This window comes from Plesiomonas sp. PI-19, assembly GCF_021368255.1.
Classification (GTDB): domain Bacteria; phylum Pseudomonadota; class Gammaproteobacteria; order Enterobacterales; family CAMTGL01; genus Plesiomonas; species Plesiomonas shigelloides.
Map to the genome: position 1 here is coordinate 2,999,320 of NZ_JAJNMQ010000001.1, position 18,610 is coordinate 3,017,929.

General features: G+C 55.9%; 13 protein-coding genes. 6 read left to right on the top strand and 7 right to left on the bottom strand.

Going from position 1 to position 18,610, the window contains the following annotated elements:
• Positions 1-18: 18 nt before the first annotated feature.
• Positions 19-207 (bottom strand): cellulose biosynthesis protein BcsF, encoded by a 189-nt coding sequence (gene bcsF / locus LQ901_RS13310; protein ID WP_010862934.1) that lies wholly within the window; start codon positions 205-207, stop codon positions 19-21.
• On the bottom strand, positions 207-1,796 hold the full coding sequence (bcsE, locus tag LQ901_RS13315; protein WP_010862935.1) for a cellulose biosynthesis protein BcsE: 1,590 nt from the start codon (positions 1,794-1,796) through the stop codon (positions 207-209). Before bcsE ends, bcsF begins: the two co-directional genes overlap by 1 nt.
• A 317-nt stretch (positions 1,797-2,113) precedes the next feature.
• Here bcsE and LQ901_RS13320 point away from each other — a divergent pair, with 317 nt between their 5' ends.
• From LQ901_RS13320 to bcsC, 6 genes are all read left to right on the top strand, one after another.
• Positions 2,114-2,311: a hypothetical protein gene (locus tag LQ901_RS13320; protein ID WP_010862936.1), complete on the top strand. Its 198-nt coding sequence runs from the start codon at positions 2,114-2,116 to the stop codon at positions 2,309-2,311.
• Between the two features lie 249 nt (positions 2,312-2,560).
• Positions 2,561-3,331: a cellulose biosynthesis protein BcsQ gene (gene bcsQ, locus LQ901_RS13325; protein WP_010862937.1), complete on the top strand. Its 771-nt coding sequence runs from the start codon at positions 2,561-2,563 to the stop codon at positions 3,329-3,331.
• Positions 3,328-5,958, top strand: a complete 2,631-nt coding sequence (gene bcsA / locus LQ901_RS13330) for a UDP-forming cellulose synthase catalytic subunit (RefSeq protein WP_064977044.1) — start codon at positions 3,328-3,330, stop codon at positions 5,956-5,958. Before bcsQ ends, bcsA begins: the two co-directional genes overlap by 4 nt.
• A complete protein-coding gene (gene bcsB, locus LQ901_RS13335; protein WP_230405890.1) occupies positions 5,955-8,303 on the top strand; it encodes a cellulose biosynthesis cyclic di-GMP-binding regulatory protein BcsB in 2,349 nt (782 codons plus the stop codon). Before bcsA ends, bcsB begins: the two co-directional genes overlap by 4 nt.
• A 15-nt stretch (positions 8,304-8,318) precedes the next feature.
• Positions 8,319-9,437 carry a cellulose synthase complex periplasmic endoglucanase BcsZ gene (gene bcsZ, locus LQ901_RS13340; protein WP_152136785.1) on the top strand — a complete coding sequence of 373 codons (1,119 nt, stop codon included), beginning with the start codon at positions 8,319-8,321 and terminating at the stop codon, positions 9,435-9,437.
• The gene (gene bcsC / locus LQ901_RS13345) at positions 9,425-12,979 is read left to right on the top strand and encodes a cellulose synthase complex outer membrane protein BcsC (protein WP_233672318.1); all 3,555 of its coding nucleotides are present in this window, start codon (positions 9,425-9,427) and stop codon (positions 12,977-12,979) included. The genes bcsZ and bcsC overlap by 13 nt, the downstream gene beginning before the upstream one ends.
• 111 nt (positions 12,980-13,090) lie before the next feature.
• Here bcsC and rbsR read toward each other — a convergent pair whose 3' ends face one another.
• The 5 genes from rbsR to rbsA form a co-directional block, all read right to left on the bottom strand.
• Positions 13,091-14,098: a ribose operon transcriptional repressor RbsR gene (gene rbsR / locus LQ901_RS13350; protein WP_039046381.1), complete on the bottom strand. Its 1,008-nt coding sequence runs from the start codon at positions 14,096-14,098 to the stop codon at positions 13,091-13,093.
• Between the two features lie 2 nt (positions 14,099-14,100).
• Positions 14,101-15,042 carry a ribokinase gene (rbsK, locus tag LQ901_RS13355; RefSeq protein ID WP_039046380.1) on the bottom strand — a complete coding sequence of 314 codons (942 nt, stop codon included), beginning with the start codon at positions 15,040-15,042 and terminating at the stop codon, positions 14,101-14,103.
• 152 nt (positions 15,043-15,194) lie between these two features.
• Complete coding sequence (gene rbsB / locus LQ901_RS13360; RefSeq protein WP_010862944.1) at positions 15,195-16,082, bottom strand: ribose ABC transporter substrate-binding protein RbsB; 888 nt, start codon at positions 16,080-16,082, stop codon at positions 15,195-15,197.
• Positions 16,083-16,127: 45 nt separating this feature from the next.
• The gene (gene rbsC / locus LQ901_RS13365) at positions 16,128-17,108 is read right to left on the bottom strand and encodes a ribose ABC transporter permease (protein WP_010862945.1); all 981 of its coding nucleotides are present in this window, start codon (positions 17,106-17,108) and stop codon (positions 16,128-16,130) included.
• Positions 17,105-18,610: a ribose ABC transporter ATP-binding protein RbsA gene (gene rbsA / locus LQ901_RS13370; protein WP_152135476.1), complete on the bottom strand. Its 1,506-nt coding sequence runs from the start codon at positions 18,608-18,610 to the stop codon at positions 17,105-17,107. Before rbsA ends, rbsC begins: the two co-directional genes overlap by 4 nt.

Below are 18,610 nucleotides of genomic sequence, written 5' to 3' on the forward strand. Positions count from 1 at the left end.
CTTAGTTGCCCCGACAGGTTACTGATCTGTCGGAGTACGTGAACTAGACGGTCGTAACGTCATCAGGCGCTTGTTATAACGAGGGCGCCGCACCATATGGCGCAATACCCGCTGGGCAACTTGCCAAATCGGGCGCAGATAAAACCCCAGCAGACCGGCAATGATCGCCGTGATCAAAGTGACCTGACTGAACGACACTAAATCCATTATATGGCCTTAATCGGTAAGGTTATGGGCTTCACGGCAGCATGATTGCGCTCCAGCGCAGTCATCTCTACCTTACTGGATTGTAATTGCGGATCGCGCACACCCGCCCGCGCGGTCAGCTCGGCGGTAAAATCGGGCTGCTCCGGCAATTGTTGCAAACGAGCCAGCGCCTCTTGTATCTCTTCGCGCACCGACAACACTTGCGACTCGGTAAATAAGGTATTCACCGGCAGATAAAAGGCATTTTGCAACGCCCGCTCAGCATCATTGGGCCGACAGGCAAAGAAAAAGACATAGATATGATTATCGGCAACGGTCAGCACATCGCCTTGTCGGCGCATTTCACACTGGGCTAAGGCATCGGTCATGCTCAAGCTCATGGCCGGTGTCAGAATTAACATCAGCCCGCGCGTTTCACTGGTCAAACTACGGCGCATTTCATCTTGCAGTAGCCGAATAAATTCCGCCGCAGGCAGGTATCCTTTCAGCCGTTGTGGCTGCGATGCCGCCAGCAAGCTATCAATCTCTGGCCGGATCATGTGCGGATAAACTTGCCCCTGCACCATCTGCAGCAAACCGATGAAACGTGAAACATGACAAGCAAACGGCATCACCATATTGGCTCCGGCACTCAAAAACAGCCGATCATCCAAATTACGCAAGCAGTTAGCCGCTTCACGCACCACAATCTTCAAGCGTGCACCGCGCTCAGTGCGTAACTGGTAAATATCGCGGGCCAGCGCTTCGGTTTGACTGCTTTCCGTGATCGCAAAAATCACCGTGGCTTTTACTGCCTGTAGCGCCGCCTCCATCAAACGTGGCCGGTCGGGAAACAGCTTCCAATGTGCTGACGGCGCGATGGTATTGGCTAACACCTCTTGCATCGCCAACACCACATCATCATCGGCCAAAGAGGCACTGCTCAGGCTACCCCGCTCGGTATGCAGCACCAGCTGCGTATCCCGCTGCAATAGCATCAAACGCATACCGGACGTAACGCCCATCTCGTTGCGCCAATATGCCAGATCGTAATCCACCAGCTCGCCTTGACGACTCAAATGCACACAACCACTGAGCCAGTTATTGCCTCGGTTGAGCCACTGGCGCTGCTGACTGCTGTGCGCACCAGAGCCGATCACCAATACCGCCAGTTCCTGCTGCTCGGCCCAATGCGTAAACTGTTGCAGCGCACGATCCAAGCGCAGTAACTGGGCCGCTTGCGCGTCTGAGTCTTTTTCCAAGCCATCACAGCGGTAACGTACCACCAGCAAATCCGCCGCTTTACTGATACCAAACCACTCCATCTCAGCCGGTAAACGACGTAGCCACTCACCTTGTGGATCTTGGGTCAACGCAAACAGTTCACCCCGCACCTGCGGGTGGTGCAACGCACTCTGTAAGGCCTCCGTCATCGGCAGTGAAGAGGTGAGAAAATAACGGCTATCCGGCAACAACCCTTGAATAAAGGAAACCAGCAACAGATCGGCGACCGCTTCATCATCCACCGTCAGCCAATAAATGCCACCCTCGCGTAACTGAGTAAAATGCACGGGCAAAGCGTCAATGGCTAACTGAAACTTATTCCTCATTCTATTAGCCCCTCAATGATGGCGTTTAGGCTGTGCTATAATAATAGAACACGTCGTCTTAAAGATGTGCGTTTTATTTTTCACCGTATGATGATAAACATAACAGTAATAACAGGAACATAACGGTAATCTGCTACAAAATTTGATTTTGTTATCGCGTATTTGTTATCTCTGTCTAAAGTATAGAAAGAGGAGTGATTTAATTCTTTTTTCCTAAACCACTCGCGGTTATCCGTTGACGTTAACCACTCCGTGTTATCGAGAAAGTCTTTCAGTGTATAGATTTTCGCGTGCCGGCAGCGTCTGAGGAATGAGTGATGCAAACGAATCTGACGAACAGCACTACCGGTGAGGACGTAACTAACCTGCTTAACTGCTACCATATCAGTCAGTTACAGTACCTCGAAGTCAAAGACTTAGAAGCGATTAAAGGTATTACCGATCGCTGGCCTCTGTTGGCGCAAAGTTTGGTTACGCCAAAAGAACCAGATACAGAACATACCGCTGCAGCCTGAAAGTATTAATACCAACGTGATGTAATAAATTATTCTTCAAAGACGAACCCTTATAACCAAAAAATTAGTTGCCCCCCAAAGTTACATACATTTAGAAATAATGCGATTTTAGACGAATAACATTTCACGAGACACAGCGATAAAACGCGACGCAAATAAAAATAAAGAAATAAAAAACCAATATAACCACAACACAGCAGAATAAAAAAACAGTCAGCCAATACAATTTAGCAAAAGGAACGGTTAATCATGCCAGTCATTGCTATTCAGGGGATCCGTGGAGGATGCGGGACAACCACCGTCGCCGCAGGGCTGGCTGCCACCCTGCAAGCAATGGACTATCCGGTATTACTGTGGGATTTAAGCCCGCATAATCTGCTGGGTCAGCATGTCGGATTAGGTTTTCATATCAATACCGGTTGGGCGCAAGCTATCACCGAGCAACGTCCTTGGTATCAGGCGGCATTTGCCACCGGCTACCCGAATCTGTTGCTACTGCCATTTGGTCGGCCCACAAACTTTGCAGCATTAGATACGCTGCCCTCCACTTGGCTACAACAGGCGGTAAGCAGTCTGGCGCTGGATCGGCGCACTTGGATCATTCTCGATATTCCGCGCTATCCGCTCACCTTTGCCCAGCAAGCGCACGACATCGCCGATTTATGGCTACATGTCACCGAAGCGGATCCCGCCTGCCATGCACTGATGTATAGCGCCGCCCATCCAGCCGAGATGCTTACGCAACAGCAGGTGACGCCTGACGCCGCGGCGCTGGATCATCACTATTGGCTCGTCAATCGTCACCATACCTATCCCCAGCTGTCGCGCGATATCTGGCAACTGTGGCAGACCACCTTAGGCAATAAGCTGGTACCGGGCGCTATCCACCAAGATGAAGCGATCCGCGAAGCGCTAGCCACCAAACAGCTGATCACCGACTTTGCTCCGCAATCGCTGGCCGCTCAGGATTTTCTGTCGCTAGCGACTTGGTGCAAAAAAAGAGTGGAGCAGGGATCATGAGTGGCCATCTGCTCCTGCAACCCGGCCCTGCGGCCGCTATTCGTGACTATTATCAGCGCACCCACCGCCATTGGCGGGCGATCCCCGCGCTACTGATTACCGCCGGGTGGTTACTGCTGTGGTGTGTGCTGCGTTTAGAAGCCCCCGCCTGGTGCTGGCTGCGACAAAATCGGCGGCAACTGTATCCGCAGCTGCAACGCAGCTACCGCTTTGCCGATCCGTTACGCCTACTGCTGCAAACCCTGTGGTTACTGCTGCGCGGTGCGCGTAGTGCGCGCCCTGCAGCCACCCTGCGCCTGAGCGCGGCATCAGCGCGCCTGTTTGCCCTGCTGCGCCGTGGACGTCAGCGCCTGTATCACGCCCTGAATACCTTTCCATTTCACAGCCACCCGTGGGTGCAGCCGATGACGCAAACCGGCCCTTGGCACCAAGCACGCAGTAAATTGGCCGCACTCTGGCAGTGGGGCATCTTAGTGCTGGCGCTGGTCTTGGCTATTTTGTGTATCACCGAGCCGTTCGGCATGCTGGCTCAGCTGACCTTTGTGGTGATTTTGTGGGTGCTGGCTCTGCTGATCCGCAATGTCCCGGGGCGTTTTCCCAGCATGATGATGATTGTGCTGTCGGTGGTGATCTCCTGTCGCTACCTGTGGTGGCGCTATACCCAAACCTTGAACTGGGACAGCCCACTGGATTTAAGCTTCGGTCTTGGCCTGCTGGCAGCCGAAACCTACTCTTGGCTGGTGCTGATGCTGGGCTATTTCCAGACTATCTGGCCACTGCACCGCAGCCCCTATCCGCTGCCGTCAGATCCGAAGCTGTGGCCGAGCGTGGATATCTACATCCCCACCTATAACGAAGATTTGTCGGTGATCCGCCCGACGGTCTACGCCGCACTGGGCCTAGATTGGCCGCAAGAGAAGCTCAACATCTATATTCTGGATGATGGCCGGCGTAGCTATCTGGCTGACTTTGCCAGAGAAGTGGGCGTCCACTACCTGATCCGGGATAACAATTTCCACGCCAAAGCCGGTAACCTGAATGCGGCACTGAAGAAAACCCATGGCGAATTCGTCACCGTGTTTGACTGCGACCACATCCCGACCCGCTCATTCTTGCAGATGACGCTCGGCTGGTTCGTCAAAGACCCGCATATGGCGATGATGCAAACTCCGCATCACTTTTTCTCGCCCGATCCGTTTGAGCGTAACTTGGGCAACTTCCGCAAAACCCCGAACGAGAACACCCTGTTCTACGGCTTGGTGCAAGACGGTAATGACACTTGGGATGCGACCTTCTTCTGTGGCTCCTGCGCCGTGTTGCGTCGCACCGCGTTGGAGGAGATTGGCGGCTTTGCTGTCGAAACCGTGACCGAAGATGCGCACACCTCTTTGCGACTGCATCGCCACGGTTATCGCTCGGCCTACATTCGCATTCCCCAAGCGGCAGGGCTGGCGACCGAAAGTTTATCGGCGCACGTCGGCCAACGGATCCGCTGGGCGCGTGGTATGGTGCAGATCTTTCGCCTCGATAACCCATTGTTTGGAAAAGGATTATCTTGGGCACAGCGCTTGTGCTACACCAATGCCATGCTGCACTTTTTGTCCGGAGTCCCGCGGTTGGTGTACCTGACCGCCCCGTTGGCGTTTTTGATTTTCCACTCTTACATCATCTATGCCCCAGCGGTGATGATTATGCTGTACGTAATCCCACACATGACGCACGCCAGCATGACCAACTCGCGGATCCAAGGAAAATACCGCTACTCGTTTTGGAGTGAGATCTACGAAACCGTGCTGTCGTGGTATATCGCTCGCCCAACCACGGTGGCGTTGTTCAACCCCCGCAAAGGCTCCTTTAACGTTACCGCCAAAGGCGGTCTGATCGACGAGCAATATTTTGATTGGGATATCTCCAAGCCATTTTTAGTGCTCGCTATGCTGAATTTCCTCGGCGTACTGTTTGCTGGCTATCGCCTGATTTGGGGCCCCGCCGATGAAGCGATAACCGTGGTGATCAGTTTGCTGTGGACCTTGTATAACCTGCTGTTATTAGGCGGCGCTGTGGCGGTGGCCTCAGAGGTGAAACAGGTGCGGAAAACGCACCGCGTGCAGATCCGCTTGCCGGCAGTGCTGTATCGCAAAACCGGGCACGCCTTTCCTTGCATGATGGTGGATTACTCTGATGGCGGGGTGGGACTGGAATTGGATCATCCGCAAGCCTTTGATAGCAATGAGCCGATGACCTTGATGCTCAAACGCGGTACGCAAGAGTTTATGTTCCGCGCCAAGGTGTGTAACCAGCGCAATAACTTTGTCGGGATCCAGCTCGAACACATGGATTTGCAGTCACACATTAACTTTGTGCAATGCACCTTTGCCCGTGCCGACACTTGGGCGATGTGGCAAGAAAGCTATCAGCAAGATCAACCGATGCGCAGTATCCAAGATATCTTCGCGGTAGGGCTGCGCGGGTACAAACAAATGGCCAAGCAAGCACCACGGGCGATCGCTTGGCTGATCCGTCTGACGGTATGGCTGACGGAATGGTTTAGCTCATTTATACCCAGAACGCCGGCAATGACACTGGTGGCGGATCCCGTTAACTCTAAGCAAGAAGCTGAATTATGATGGCACTCTCACGTAATACCCTGTTGCTGGCGCTCGCTATGATCGGGGGGCTCCCTGAGCTGTGCGCAGCGCAAGAATACATTGGTGATACGCCGGCGCCGGCCGTATCGACTTCCGGCACCCCGCAGGCCACCACGGCCACGCCAAGTGCGGCCAACGCTAATAGCCCAAACAGCAGCGAAAATAGCGAGCAGGCGCCGGTGACGAACTTGAGCCTGAGCTTTAATCAGCTGTTGCCAAGCGGGATCCTTGAACTGCGTAATGCGCTTAAAACCATTCAAATGGATTTTGGCGTACGCAGCGATCAGATAGTGACAGATGCCAAGTTACATCTGATTTTTACTCCGTCACCGGCCATGCTACCGATCATGTCGCAGATTAAGGTGTACATGAACGATGAGCTGATGCAGGTGATCCCCATTCAGCAAGAGCAGATGGGTAAAGAGGTGGACCATGTGGTCAGCCTCAATCCACGCTTTATCAAAGATTTCAACACCGTTCGTTTTGAGCTGATCGGCCATTACAATGCGCCGTGCGAAGACCCGCTCAACAATGTGCTGTGGGCGGATTTGAGCCGGAAAAGTCGCTTGGATCTGAACGTGCAAACTGTGGCACTGAGCAATGATTTATCACTGTTCCCTGAGCCGTTTTTTGACGCCCGCGATGTCAACCCGCTGCAATTACCGTTTGTGTTTGCCAGCATGCCGTCCACTGTCACCCAACAAGCGGCGTCCGCCTTGGCCTCGTGGTTTGGCGCACAGTCTAAATGGCGCGGACAGACCTTCCCCGTCAGCCTGAATCAGTTGCCAGAGCAAAATGCGATTGTGTTTGCCACCAACAGTCAGCGTCCGGATTTCCTGCGCGATTACCCGCCGGTTGAAGCGCCGACCGTGGAAATCATCAGCCATCCACAAAAACCGTATATCAAACTGCTGCTGGTACTCGGTCGTGATGACGCCGATCTGCTTACTGCCGCACAAGGCATTTCTCTTGGCACCACCTTACTGCGGGGTCAGTCCACCACCATTACGGAGGTGAAAACCCTGCTGCCACGCCAGCCGTATGACGCCCCGAACTGGGTGCGTACCGACCGCCCCATTCCGTTCAGCGAGCTGATGGATTATCCGCAGCAGTTGCAGGTCTCCGGACTGACGCCAAACCCCATCACCCTGACCATGAATGTGCCGCCAGATCTGTTTACGTGGCGCAGCCCCGGTATTCCGCTTAACTTGCAATACCGCTACACGCCACCGGTCACCATGGATAGCTCACGGCTAAACGTCAGCATCAATGATCAGTTCGTGCAGGCGTTTTTACTGCGTGACTCTGGCCAAGGCGGCAGCTCCGAGCGCCTACGCTTGCCTATTCTGACGGATATGTTCAGCCGTGATAGCGATGTGCTGATCCCCGCCCTGAAAATTGGTTCACGTAACCAACTGCGCTTTGATTTTGCCTTTGGCTCCTACACCAATGGCGGCCCACAGGGCATGTGCGTCACCAACATCACGCCCAATGTGCATGCGGCGATTGAGCCAAGTTCCACCATCGATTTCAGTGGCTATCACCACTATATCGCCATGCCGGATTTACGCGCCTTTGCCAATGTTGGCTATCCGTTTACGCGCTTGGCCGACTTGTCACAGACGCTGGTGTTGATGCCAGCCCAACCCACCCCATCCGAACTGGGATTACTGCTCAGTGTGATGGGTAAGATGGGCGCCTCGACCGGTTATCCGGCGGTGCAAGTCAGCATCACCGATGACTGGCAGCAAGCCAAAGAAGCCAATAAAGATCTCTTGCTGATTGGTCAGTTGGCGTCCGGCGATCCATTACTGCAAAAAGATCACAGTGGTCTGATTGAACAAACCCGCGCTTGGCTTAACCAACCGCTGCGTCAGGTACGAGAAATCAACCCCACGCCAGCCAAAGAGCCGAACCCGAATGTGAAGGCGGCCAGCCGAGTGGATACTCGCTCAGAAGGTAATATCGCGGCGATGATCGGTTTTGAGTCGCCGTTTGGCACCCAGCGCAGCGTGGTGGCGATGCTGGCGTCCAACAGCGAAAATCTGGCGCTGATCACGCAAGGGCTGAATGATTCGGGTAAAGTCAGTGCCATGAGCGGCTCGGTGGTGGTCTTCCGAGATGGGCAAATTAACAGCGAGCGGGTTGGCGAGTTGTACTACGTCGGTCAACTGCCATGGTGGATGCTGGTGTGGTATCACCTCTCCTCCTACCCGTTGTTACTGGCGCTGATCGCGGCCGTCGCGGTGGTGCTGGTGAGTATCGCCCTGTGGAATACCATGCGCTGGGTGACCCGTCGTCGTTTGGATGACCAGCACAAATAAGGAGCAGGCACGGCCATGAGATACCGACGCACTGCGGCACTGCTGCTGATGTTACTGCTCAGCAGTACGAGCGTCCGTGCCAGCTGCACATGGCCGGCATGGGAAGCGTTCAAGCGCAACTTCATTGACCCGCAAGGGCGGGTCATTGATCGCAGTGACCCGCGCCTGATCACCACCTCCGAAGGGCAATCGTACGCGCTGTTCTTTGCCTTGGTGGCGGGCGATCAGCCCACTTTTCGCCGTCTGTTGCGCTGGACCGAAACCCATCTGGCGCGCGGCGATCTGGCCAGCCATCTACCCGCATGGTTATGGGGCTTAAACAAAACCGGCCAAGGCGAGGTGCTGGACAGCAACTCGGCGGCGGACTCGGATCTGTGGATTGCGTATACCTTAAGCGAAGCCGGACGGCTGTGGAAAATTCGCGACTACCAAAGCCGCAGTGCCCTGCTGTTGCAGCAGATTATCCGCCACGAAGTGGCGACGTTGCCCCAGCTTGGCCCAATGCTACTACCGGGCGCCCATGGTTTTCACCACGATGACAGCTGGACGCTAAACCCCAGCTATCTGCCCCCCTTTATCATCGACCGTTTAGCCGCGCAGTATCCGCATCAAGTGTGGCCAGCAATGCGTACCGCCACCCAGCGTTTACTGCAAGAAAGTGCGCCGCGCGGCTTTGCCCCCAACTGGATTAATTGGACCACCGCCGGTGCCTGGCAAGAGAAAAGCGGCAGTGGCTGGACTGGCAGCTATGATGCCATTCGGGTCTATCTGTGGGTGGGGATGCTCGACCCGCAAAACCCGCAGGCGCAGGCCTTACAACAGCACTTTGCCCCGATGGCGGACTATCTGCAGCAGCATCCCTTGCCGCCAGAAAGCATCAATACCCGCACCTTGCAGGTTAATGGTGACGGTCCGGTCGGCTTTTCCGCGGCATTGCTGCCCCTGCTGAGTCGGCAATCTGATCCAAGCGCTTTACAGCGCCAGCAACAGCGGGTGGAGCAACAGCCTCCCGCTGCGGATGCCTATTACAATACGGTCTTAACACTGTTCGGACAGGGATGGCTGGACGGACGTTATCGTTTCTCCCCGCAAGGAGAATTGATTTTACAAGGTAGTTCTTCATGTCAGGAATAAAACCGCTGCTTTACTCCCTGCTGGCCGTCTCGTTGACGCCAGCGCTACTGACCAGCCCACCGGTACTGGCGGCGCAGCAAGCTGCCTCGCCGACCCAGTGGCTGCTCAGTCAGGTAGCCTTGGGAGAAGCGACTAACCGCGACGATCTGGTTCAAGACGCTCTCGAACGACTGCGCAAAATTGCGCCTAATAATCCCGAGGTCTTAGCCGCGCAGCTGCGCTTTGAACTGCGCCAAAACCAAACGGAGCAAGCCGCCACAACGTTAGAGCGTTTACGCGCACTGGCGCCACAATCTGAGGCCTATCTACAATCGCAACGCGCCTACGCGCTGGTGCAGCCGCAAGGCAAAGCGCAGTTACAACAGGCGCGCTTGTTTGCCCGTGCCGGTCGTTATCAGCAAGCCATTGAGCTGTACGATAAACTACTCGGCGGCGCATTCCCCACCCCGCAATTGGCGCTCGAATACTGGCAAGTCAAAAGCCAGCTTCCCGACAGCCAAGCACAAGCACGCCAAGCGATTGCCAAGCTCAGCCGCCAAAATCCAGACAACGGCCAACTGGCTCTGGCCTATGCACGCCAGCTGTTTAGCGAGCAAGCCGACTCCGAAGCCGGTTTTGCGCTGCTCACGCGCCTTAGTAATGATGCGCAAGAGCGTAACAATGCAGGCCAACTTTGGTACGATCAACTGCAACGCCTGCCGGTGAGCAACCAAACCGCCGCCTTGTGGCAGCGCTATTTACAGCTCTACCCGAATGCCAGCGCCGAAGCGCACAGCGCTTACCAAACCTTACAGGCCACGCTCAGTAATCCCGCCTTTCAGGCCAAACAGCGCGCCAACCAAAAGATGGCGGCTAACAGCCAAGATTATGCGCAAATAGAGCAAGAGCTGCGCCGCGCGCTGCAAGGCTACCCAAATGATCCGGAGTTACTGGGCGAGTTGGGTCGGTTACGTCTGCGTCAAAGCCGGCATAGCGAAGCGTTGGCCTTGTTTGAACAAGCGCAGAAAAATGACCCCTCCGCCGACGATGCGGCCAAATGGACTGCGCTGATCAATACCGCCCGTTATTGGGGTCTAATCCAAACCGGCGATCAGGCGCTGGAAAAAGGTCAATGGGCGCAAGCCGAACAAGCCTATCGTACGGCACTGCCGATTGAGCCGAATGACCCGTATGCCAGCCTTGGCTTGGCCGATCTGGCCGCCAAACGCGGACAAATTACTGAGGCCGATCGCGCCTACCAAGAGATTCAGCGCCGCTTCCCAGATAATGACAGCGCTTTACGTAAGCGCATCAATCTGCAGCTGGAGAAAAATCCACAACAAGCTAAAGCCTTGATCGCGGGCCTCTCGCCGGCGCAGCGCAAGCTATTTGCCAGTGATTTGCAGCAAATTGAAGCCGATCGGTTGCAAAAAGAGGCCGAAAAACTGCAACAGCAAGCAGAAACGCTACAGCAAGAAGCCGAAACCTTATCGGGACAAAATCAGCTGGCACAAGCCGAAAGCAAACTGGCGCGGGCACAGAAAATCCGCCCAGATGATATTTGGCTCACTTACCGCTTAGCCAAATTACGCGCCCAACTCGGACAGCCTCAACCGGAGGCAACCTTTGCCCCCTTGTTGAAACGCACGCCACGCAACCCGGATCTGATCTACGCATATAGCCTGTTTTTAGCCGGCCAAGGCCAAGAGCAAGCGGCAGTGCGTCAGCTGCGCAGCATCCCAGAAAAACAGTGGGATAACCGCATGCAAGAGCTGGCGGCGCGGCTGGAGTTCGGTGCGGTGATGGATAATGCTCGGGCGATGAAAAACCGCGGCCAAGACAAAACCGCGATCGCCTATCTACAGATGCAGCAAAAAACCTATCCAACTCAGGCCGCAATCCCACTGACGTTGGGCGATTGGGCGCAGCAAGCCGGTCAATGGGACAGCGCACGCCGCTATTATGCGCAGGCGCTGCTACTGGAGCCGCAAAATGCCGATGCACGCCTGAGCCTGATTGAGCTGGATCTTGCTCAAGGGAAAACCACCCAAGCGCGAACCGCCCTGACCCAGTTTGAAGCCGAGCCGGCACGAGGTACCGCCCAAACCCCAGAGTTACAACGCCGCCGCGCGGTATTATGGGCTGAGCTGGGCGAGCCGGAAAAAGCCAAAACGCAACTGCGACCACTGCTGACCGCGCAGGCCAGCGATCCCCGCCTATTCCGCGATGCCGCCCGTTTAGAGCGGCAAACCGGCAATCCGCAACAAGCCAAACAAGATTACCGTCGCGCCATGCAGCTCGCCAAGCTGGGTGACGGGCAGGATGATGTGGCGTACACCCAACAAACGCGCGTCAATGCCCAGGATGATTGGCTGCAACGCAGTATCCGCAGCGATGCCGAGAGCCTGTATCGCCAACAAGACCCCACCGTTACGCTTGAATACGATCGCTGGGGCAGTAACGGCACTGCCGGTACCTCCGATCTGACAGCCGGCAACGTAATGCTGGAAACCGCTATTCCGCTGCAAGACGGCCGCCTGTTTTTCCGCGTCGATCAAGTGCATATGGATGCCGGACGGATTGATTTAAGCAATCTGCGCGATGCCTCCGATTTTGGCAGCGCCTTGCTGTGCACACCAAATTGCCAATATGGCTCTGAACAACAGACCGCCAATGGCACTGCATTAGCGGTCGGCTGGCGCGGCGAGCGCTGGGAAGGCGATCTGGGGGTAACCCCGCTGGGCTTTGAGGTCACAGACTGGGTCGGAGGCATCCGTACCGAAGGCGATTTGGGCAAATTGGGCTGGTCCGCCGTGCTATCACGTCGACCACTGAGTAACTCGCTGTTAGCCTATGCCGGCACGGTCGATCCAAATACAGGCGAGGTCTGGGGCGGCGTGCGCGCAACCGGGGTCAAACTGGGCTTGAGCGCCGACCAAGGCGGAGCCTATGGCGCGTGGAGCAGCCTGCAATATCATCAACTGACCGGCGAGAATGTCGAGGACAACACGCGGCTGCGCGTGATGGGCGGCGTCTACCATCGTGTGATTGATGAGCCGCATCGGCGACTGCGGGTCGGCACCAACGCCATGTATTGGACGTTCGACAAAGACTTGAGCGGTTATACCTTCGGCCAAGGCGGTTACTACAGTCCGCAGCGTTATGTGTCACTGTCGCTGCCGGTCAGCTACAGTCAGCGCTGGCAAGATTGGTCGTTACATATGGAAGCCTCGGTCGGCTACTCATGGCCGAAATCCGACGGTGGGCCTTACTACCCGAACCGCCCTGATTTACAGCAAGAGGCGGTCAATCGCAGTGGCGACACGTTTATCAATCCCATTTACGGCCCCGGTGGCGAGCCGGGTTTTGGCTATCGTGCCCGTATGCTGGTAGAGCATCGCCTGACCCCCAACTGGTTTGTCGGTGCGGCGTTTGATCTGGAAAAATCCGATACCTACACGCCAAACCATGCGCTGGTCTATCTGCGTTACAGCTTTGATGGTTGGAGTGGCGATCTGTTATTGCCACCGGAGCCGCTGGTGCCATACGCTGACTTTGACTAATGCACTGATTTAGCGACGAGCGCCAGACGCGAAAAAACAAGAAGGCCATCCCAAAGGATGGCCTTCTTGTGGTAAATCTGATTGGTTTAACGCAGCGGAAGCGCCATGCGGTTATTCGCTGAGCGCGGCTACCGACTCGCGGATCACCAAACTCGGCTCCAGCAACAAGATGTCCGCCGGTTTACTGCGATCATCAATGCGCGCCAGCAAGGTATCGACCGCCAATTGCCCCAAATCTTCTTTCGGTTGATGTATGGTCGACAGCGCTGGGGCCAAATAACGAGCCAGCTCAATATCATCGTAACCGAGTACCGACATGTCCTGCGGAATACGTAATCCCGCCTGATGCAACACCTGATAAGCGCCCACCGCCATCACATCGTTACCGGCAAACACCGCGGTCGGACGTGGCTCACAGGCCAGCAACTGCCGCATGCCCTTGATGCCGCCATCGAAATCAAAATCGCCCTCGGCCAAATACTGCGCCGATTCGGTAACACCGGCTTCTTGCAGCGCACGGCGATAACCCTGTAAGCGCCCTTGTGATGGCTGCTTATCCAAAGGCCCAGTGATAATGCCAATCCGGCGATGGCCCTGCGCGAGCAGGTAGCGGGTGGCCAGATAGCCACCGTATTCGGAGTTATCCTGAATCAAATCGGCGGCGATACCGAGCGGACCCCAATCCATCACCACCATTGGAATGGCCGGATGGCGACGAAACACATCCGAGACATCCACCCGCGATTCGCTGCACATCATCAGCAAGCCATCGACCCGCTTTTGCAGCAGCATATCCAGACTGTGGCTCATCCGCTTTGGATCGCCGGCGGTATTGCACAGCACCAGATTGTAGCCGCGCTCGTAGCAAGTCTGCTCGACGCCACGGACTACTTCGGCAAAAAACGGGTTATTACTGGTGGTCACCAGCATCCCGATGGTGCGGGTTTGATTGACCTTCAGGCTGCGCGCCAGTGCCGACGGGGAATAATTCAACGTTTCCACCGCCGCCATGATCCGCGCACGGATCTCATCACTCACAAAGCGACTGTTATTAATCACATGCGAGACGGTGGAGGTTGAAACGCCCGCCAGACGGGCAACATCCTTCATGGTCGCCATAATTACAGCGCCGTAGTCGGTTGCTGTTGCAAGAAGTAATCGGTTTCATTGCGCCACGGGATCGAAGGCTGGGCGCCAAAACGGGTCACCGACAGCGCGGCGGCCGCATGGGCAAAACGGATCGCAGCGGCCAGCGGTTTTTGCTCCAGCATGGCAGTCACAAACGCGGCATTAAAGGTATCGCCGGCGGCGGTGGTATCCAGCGCCTGCACGCGGAATCCGGGGATCAGCACGCCCGCATTATCTTGCTCGCTAAACCACACCCCACGCGCGCCTAAGGTGATCAGTACGGTACGGATCCCTTTGCCGTGCAGCATGGCAGCGGCGCGCGCCGCATCGGCATCCGAATCAATCTTGATGCCGGTCAAGCATTCGGCTTCGGTTTCGTTCGGAGTAATGATATCCACCTGCGCCAACAGGCTATCTGGCAGCGCATGGGCCGGCGCGGGGTTTAAAATCACGGTGGTGCCCGCAGCGCGCGCGGCGCTGGCTGCCGCCATGATGGTATCCAATGGAGTTTCCAGCTGCATCAGCAACGCATCAGCATCCCGGATCAGATCCAGATGAGGCTGTAAGCGATCAGGAGTCAACGCCGCATTGGCTTCGGCAGCGATGCCAATGCTGTTCTCGCCGTGGGCGGACACAAAAATCATCGCCACCCCGGTATTCATACCCGGAACGCGCATCACGCCTTGGACATCCACCCCATCACGCACAAACTGTTCGCGCATGCGGGCACCGATATCATCTTCACCAACACAGGCAATGAAGCTGACATTAGCGCCCAAACGACCGGCCGCCACCGCCTGATTGGCGCCTTTACCGCCGAACACCACTTGATAGGCATGGCCGGTGAGGGTCTCACCCGGACGCGGGAAGTGATTAACAGACAGGATGTGATCAGCGTTCACGCTACCCAACACCACAAGTTTACCGGTGTGCATACAGTCTCCTTTCACCTGCGCGCAGCGCGTTGTACGCAGGCGCAGCGGTTTCTCGCCCCGCGGCACAGCGAGGCACCCCGTTGGGTGGCCGCCGCATGGCGATGGCATTGCTGGGAAAACAGACCGGCAGCCTGGGCTGCCGGTCGCCTAACTTATTTGGTTACCACTTTCAGCGGAACAGGGATATTGGCTTCGACCGGTTGGCCTTTGAGCACTTTATCGGCTGTTTCTACGCCGATGCTGCCGATTTGATCCGGCTGCTGGGCAATAGTGGCGGCTAACTTACCACGCTGTACCGCTTTGATCCCGTCTTCGGTACCGTCAAAACCCACCACCAGCACATTTTCTTTGCCGGCAGCTTGCAGCGCGCGCAGTGCGCCAAGCGCCATTTCATCGTTTTGGGCAAACACCGCTTGTACCTGAGGCTGCGCGGCCAACAGGTTTTCCATGACGTTCAGACCTTTCGTGCGGTCAAAATCAGCCGGTTGTGCCGCCAGCAGTTGCAGCTGATGCGCTTCGATGGCTTGCTTAAAGCCCGCGCCACGCTCACGGGCCGCCGATGTACCGGCGATCCCTTCTAATTCAATCACTTTGGCCTGCTTGCCCAGCTTCTCGGCAATGAAATCACCGGCCATCTTACCGCCCGCGACGTTATCAGACGCGATGTGGCTGACCACTTTGCCTTTTTCCGCACCGCGGTCGAGGGTGATCACCGGCAGGTTACTGCGATTGGCCATCGCTACCGCGTTGGCTACGGCGGCTGAGTCCGTTGGGTTAATCAGCAGTACCTTCACGCCACGCACGGTCAGGTCTTCCACGTTCGCCAGCTCTTTGGCCGGATCATTTTGCGAGTCGAGCACAATCAGGTTATAGCCCAACTCATTGGCTTTTTTCTCCGCCCCTTCTTTCATGGTGACGAAGAACGGGTTGTTCAGGGTGGAAACCACCATCGCCAGCGTGTCTTTCGCCAGTGCGTTACCGGTCAGAGACGCGCTCAGCAGAGCCGCAGAAACCACAGTAGCCAGTTTTTTGATGTTCATCCGATTTATCCTTGTCATTATGGGTGTTGTTATGGGTTCAGAGGTTTATTTACCGCTTTTGTTATCCACCAGCACCGCCAGCAGGATCACGACCGCTTTGGCAATCATCTGGTAGTAAGACGACACGTCCAACAAGTTCAGGGCGTTGTTCAAAAAGCCGATGATCAGCGCACCAATTAAGGTCCCCATGATGCGCCCCTTACCACCGGCCAAACTGGTTCCGCCCAGCACCACCGCGGCAATCGCATCCAGCTCATAGCCAGTACCGGCGGTTGGCTGCGCCGATGACAGACGCGAGGTGACAATCAGACCGGCCAGCGCCGCCAGCAAACCACACAGGGCATACACGGCAATTTTGACCCGATCAACATTGATACCGGACAGACGGGTGGCGGCTTCATTCCCCCCCAGCGCATAGATATAACGGCCCATACGGGTGTGGTTCAGCATGTACCACGCGGCGATGAACACCAGTGCCATCAGCCAGATAGGCACAGGGATACCAAACAGGTAACCGGTACCCAGCCACGCAAAGCTATCGGCAGCATCGGAAAAACCGGTGCTGACCGGACGGCCATCGGTGTACACCAAGGTCGCCCCGCGCAGCAGTGTCATGGTGACCAAGGTAGCGATAAAGGCCTGTACCTTACCTTTGGCGATGATCACGCCGCTGATGCCACCCAGCGCAGCGCCGAGGGCCAGCGCCGCCGGAATCACCACATACACCGGTAACTCTAGCCCGACCATGGTGGCCGCTACCGCACCACACAGCGCCAACACCGAGCCGACTGACAAATCAATGCCAGCGGTCAGGATAACCAAGGTCATCCCCACCGCAATAATGGCGTTGACCGAGGTCTGGCGCAGGATATTCAGCAGGTTATCCAGCATGAAAAAGTTAGGGTTTAAGAATGACACCACGGCAATCAGCACCAGCAGTGCAATCAGGGATTTTTGCTCCAGAAGCCATGCTTTACTGAAGTAACGGGAAGAGGATGTCTGGCCTTTCATGGTCTGCACACTCATGCTGCTTGTCCTGTGGGTTTACCGACGGCGGCGGCCATCAGTGCTTCTTGGGTTGCATTTTCAATTGCAAATTCACCGCTGATGCGGCCTTCGTGCATCACCAGTACCCGGTCGCTCATACCAAGCACTTCCGGCATTTCCGAGGAGACTAAAATGATACTCAGCCCCTCTTGTTTGAACTGGTTGATCAACTGGTAAATCTCTTTCTTGGCGCCAACGTCGACCCCGCGGGTCGGCTCATCGAGGATCAGCACTTTAGGCCGCGTCATCAGCCCACGCGCAATCGCCACTTTCTGCTGATTACCGCCGGATAACAGGCCAATCGGTTGCGTCATGTGCGGGGTTTTGATGTTGAACAGGCGAATAAAATCCCCCACGGCTTGCTTTTCTTCCGCTTGATACAGCGGAGCCAGCGGGCTAAAGCCACTGAAATACGGCAGCGCCGTCAGGGTCATATTCTCTTGCACCGACATGCCGAGCACTAAGCCATCGCCTTTACGATCTTCAGAGATGTAGACAATGCCGTGCTGCAAACCATCTTGCGGCGAGCGGATATCCAGCGCCTGGCCATCTAATCGCACCTGACCGCTATGGCGCGCCAGCGCACCGTACAGTACTTTCATCAGCTCAGTACGCCCCGCGCCCATCAAGCCCGAAATACCTAAGATTTCGCCCTGATGCAGCTGGAAGCTGACATCATGCACCGCCTCGCCACACAGATTGTTAACCTCGAGGCGCAGTGCGCCGCGCGGCTGATTCAGGCGGGGATATTGTTCATCAAGACGACGACCGACCATCATTTCAATCAGGCGCTCTTCATCCAGCGCCGCCACTGGGCATTCGCCGATAAACTGGCCGTCACGCAATACGGTCACATCATCGCAAATCTCGAAAATCTCTTTTAAGCGGTGCGAGATGTAGACGATGCCGCGCCCTTCGGCTTTCAGCTCGCGGATCACCGCAAACAGCGCCTCGGTTTCGGTATCAGTCAGGGCATCGGTCGGTTCATCCATGATGATGACGCGCGACTCGAAGCTGATCGCTTTGGCAATTTCCACCATCTGCTGCTCGCCAATCGACAGCTCACCTAACAAGGTGCGGCTGTTATGCCGTACATTGAGGCGCGCCAGCAGGCGGTCAGCTTCTTGGTACATACGTGGCCAATCGATACGGCCAAAACGGCTAAGAAATTCACGACCGAGGAAGATATTTTCGGCAATCGTCAGCTGTGGGATCAGGTTCAACTCCTGATGGATGATACTGATCCCCGCCTCTTGCGACGCTTTCGGGCCATTGAAGCTGGCCGGTTGCCCTAAGTAATGCAGCGTACCGGCATCTTTGCTGTAAATGCCGGTCAGCACCTTCATCAAGGTCGACTTACCCGCGCCGTTTTCGCCCATCAGCGCCATCACCCGGCCGGGATACACCGTCAGGCTGGCGCCAGACAGGGCTTTCACGCCGGGGAAGGCTTTGTCGATACCGCTTAATTGCAGTAAAGGCAT

Excerpts from the sequence above, each read along its gene's own strand:
- bcsF (WP_010862934.1), bottom strand. The coding sequence starts at position 207 with ATGGATTTAGTGTCGTTCAGTCAGGTCACTTTGATCACGGCGATCATT.
- rbsC (WP_010862945.1), bottom strand. The coding sequence starts at position 17,108 with ATGAGTGTGCAGACCATGAAAGGCCAGACATCCTCTTCCCGTTACTTC.
- bcsC (WP_233672318.1), top strand. The coding sequence starts at position 9,425 with ATGTCAGGAATAAAACCGCTGCTTTACTCCCTGCTGGCCGTCTCGTTG.
- rbsR (WP_039046381.1), bottom strand. The coding sequence starts at position 14,098 with ATGGCGACCATGAAGGATGTTGCCCGTCTGGCGGGCGTTTCAACCTCC.
- bcsB (WP_230405890.1), top strand. The coding sequence starts at position 5,955 with ATGATGGCACTCTCACGTAATACCCTGTTGCTGGCGCTCGCTATGATC.
- LQ901_RS13320 (WP_010862936.1), top strand. The coding sequence starts at position 2,114 with ATGCAAACGAATCTGACGAACAGCACTACCGGTGAGGACGTAACTAAC.
- rbsB (WP_010862944.1), bottom strand. The coding sequence starts at position 16,082 with ATGAACATCAAAAAACTGGCTACTGTGGTTTCTGCGGCTCTGCTGAGC.
- rbsA (WP_152135476.1), bottom strand. The coding sequence starts at position 18,610 with ATGCCTTTACTGCAATTAAGCGGTATCGACAAAGCCTTCCCCGGCGTG.
- rbsK (WP_039046380.1), bottom strand. The coding sequence starts at position 15,042 with ATGCACACCGGTAAACTTGTGGTGTTGGGTAGCGTGAACGCTGATCAC.
- bcsA (WP_064977044.1), top strand. The coding sequence starts at position 3,328 with ATGAGTGGCCATCTGCTCCTGCAACCCGGCCCTGCGGCCGCTATTCGT.
- bcsE (WP_010862935.1), bottom strand. The coding sequence starts at position 1,796 with ATGAGGAATAAGTTTCAGTTAGCCATTGACGCTTTGCCCGTGCATTTT.
- bcsZ (WP_152136785.1), top strand. The coding sequence starts at position 8,319 with ATGAGATACCGACGCACTGCGGCACTGCTGCTGATGTTACTGCTCAGC.
- bcsQ (WP_010862937.1), top strand. The coding sequence starts at position 2,561 with ATGCCAGTCATTGCTATTCAGGGGATCCGTGGAGGATGCGGGACAACC.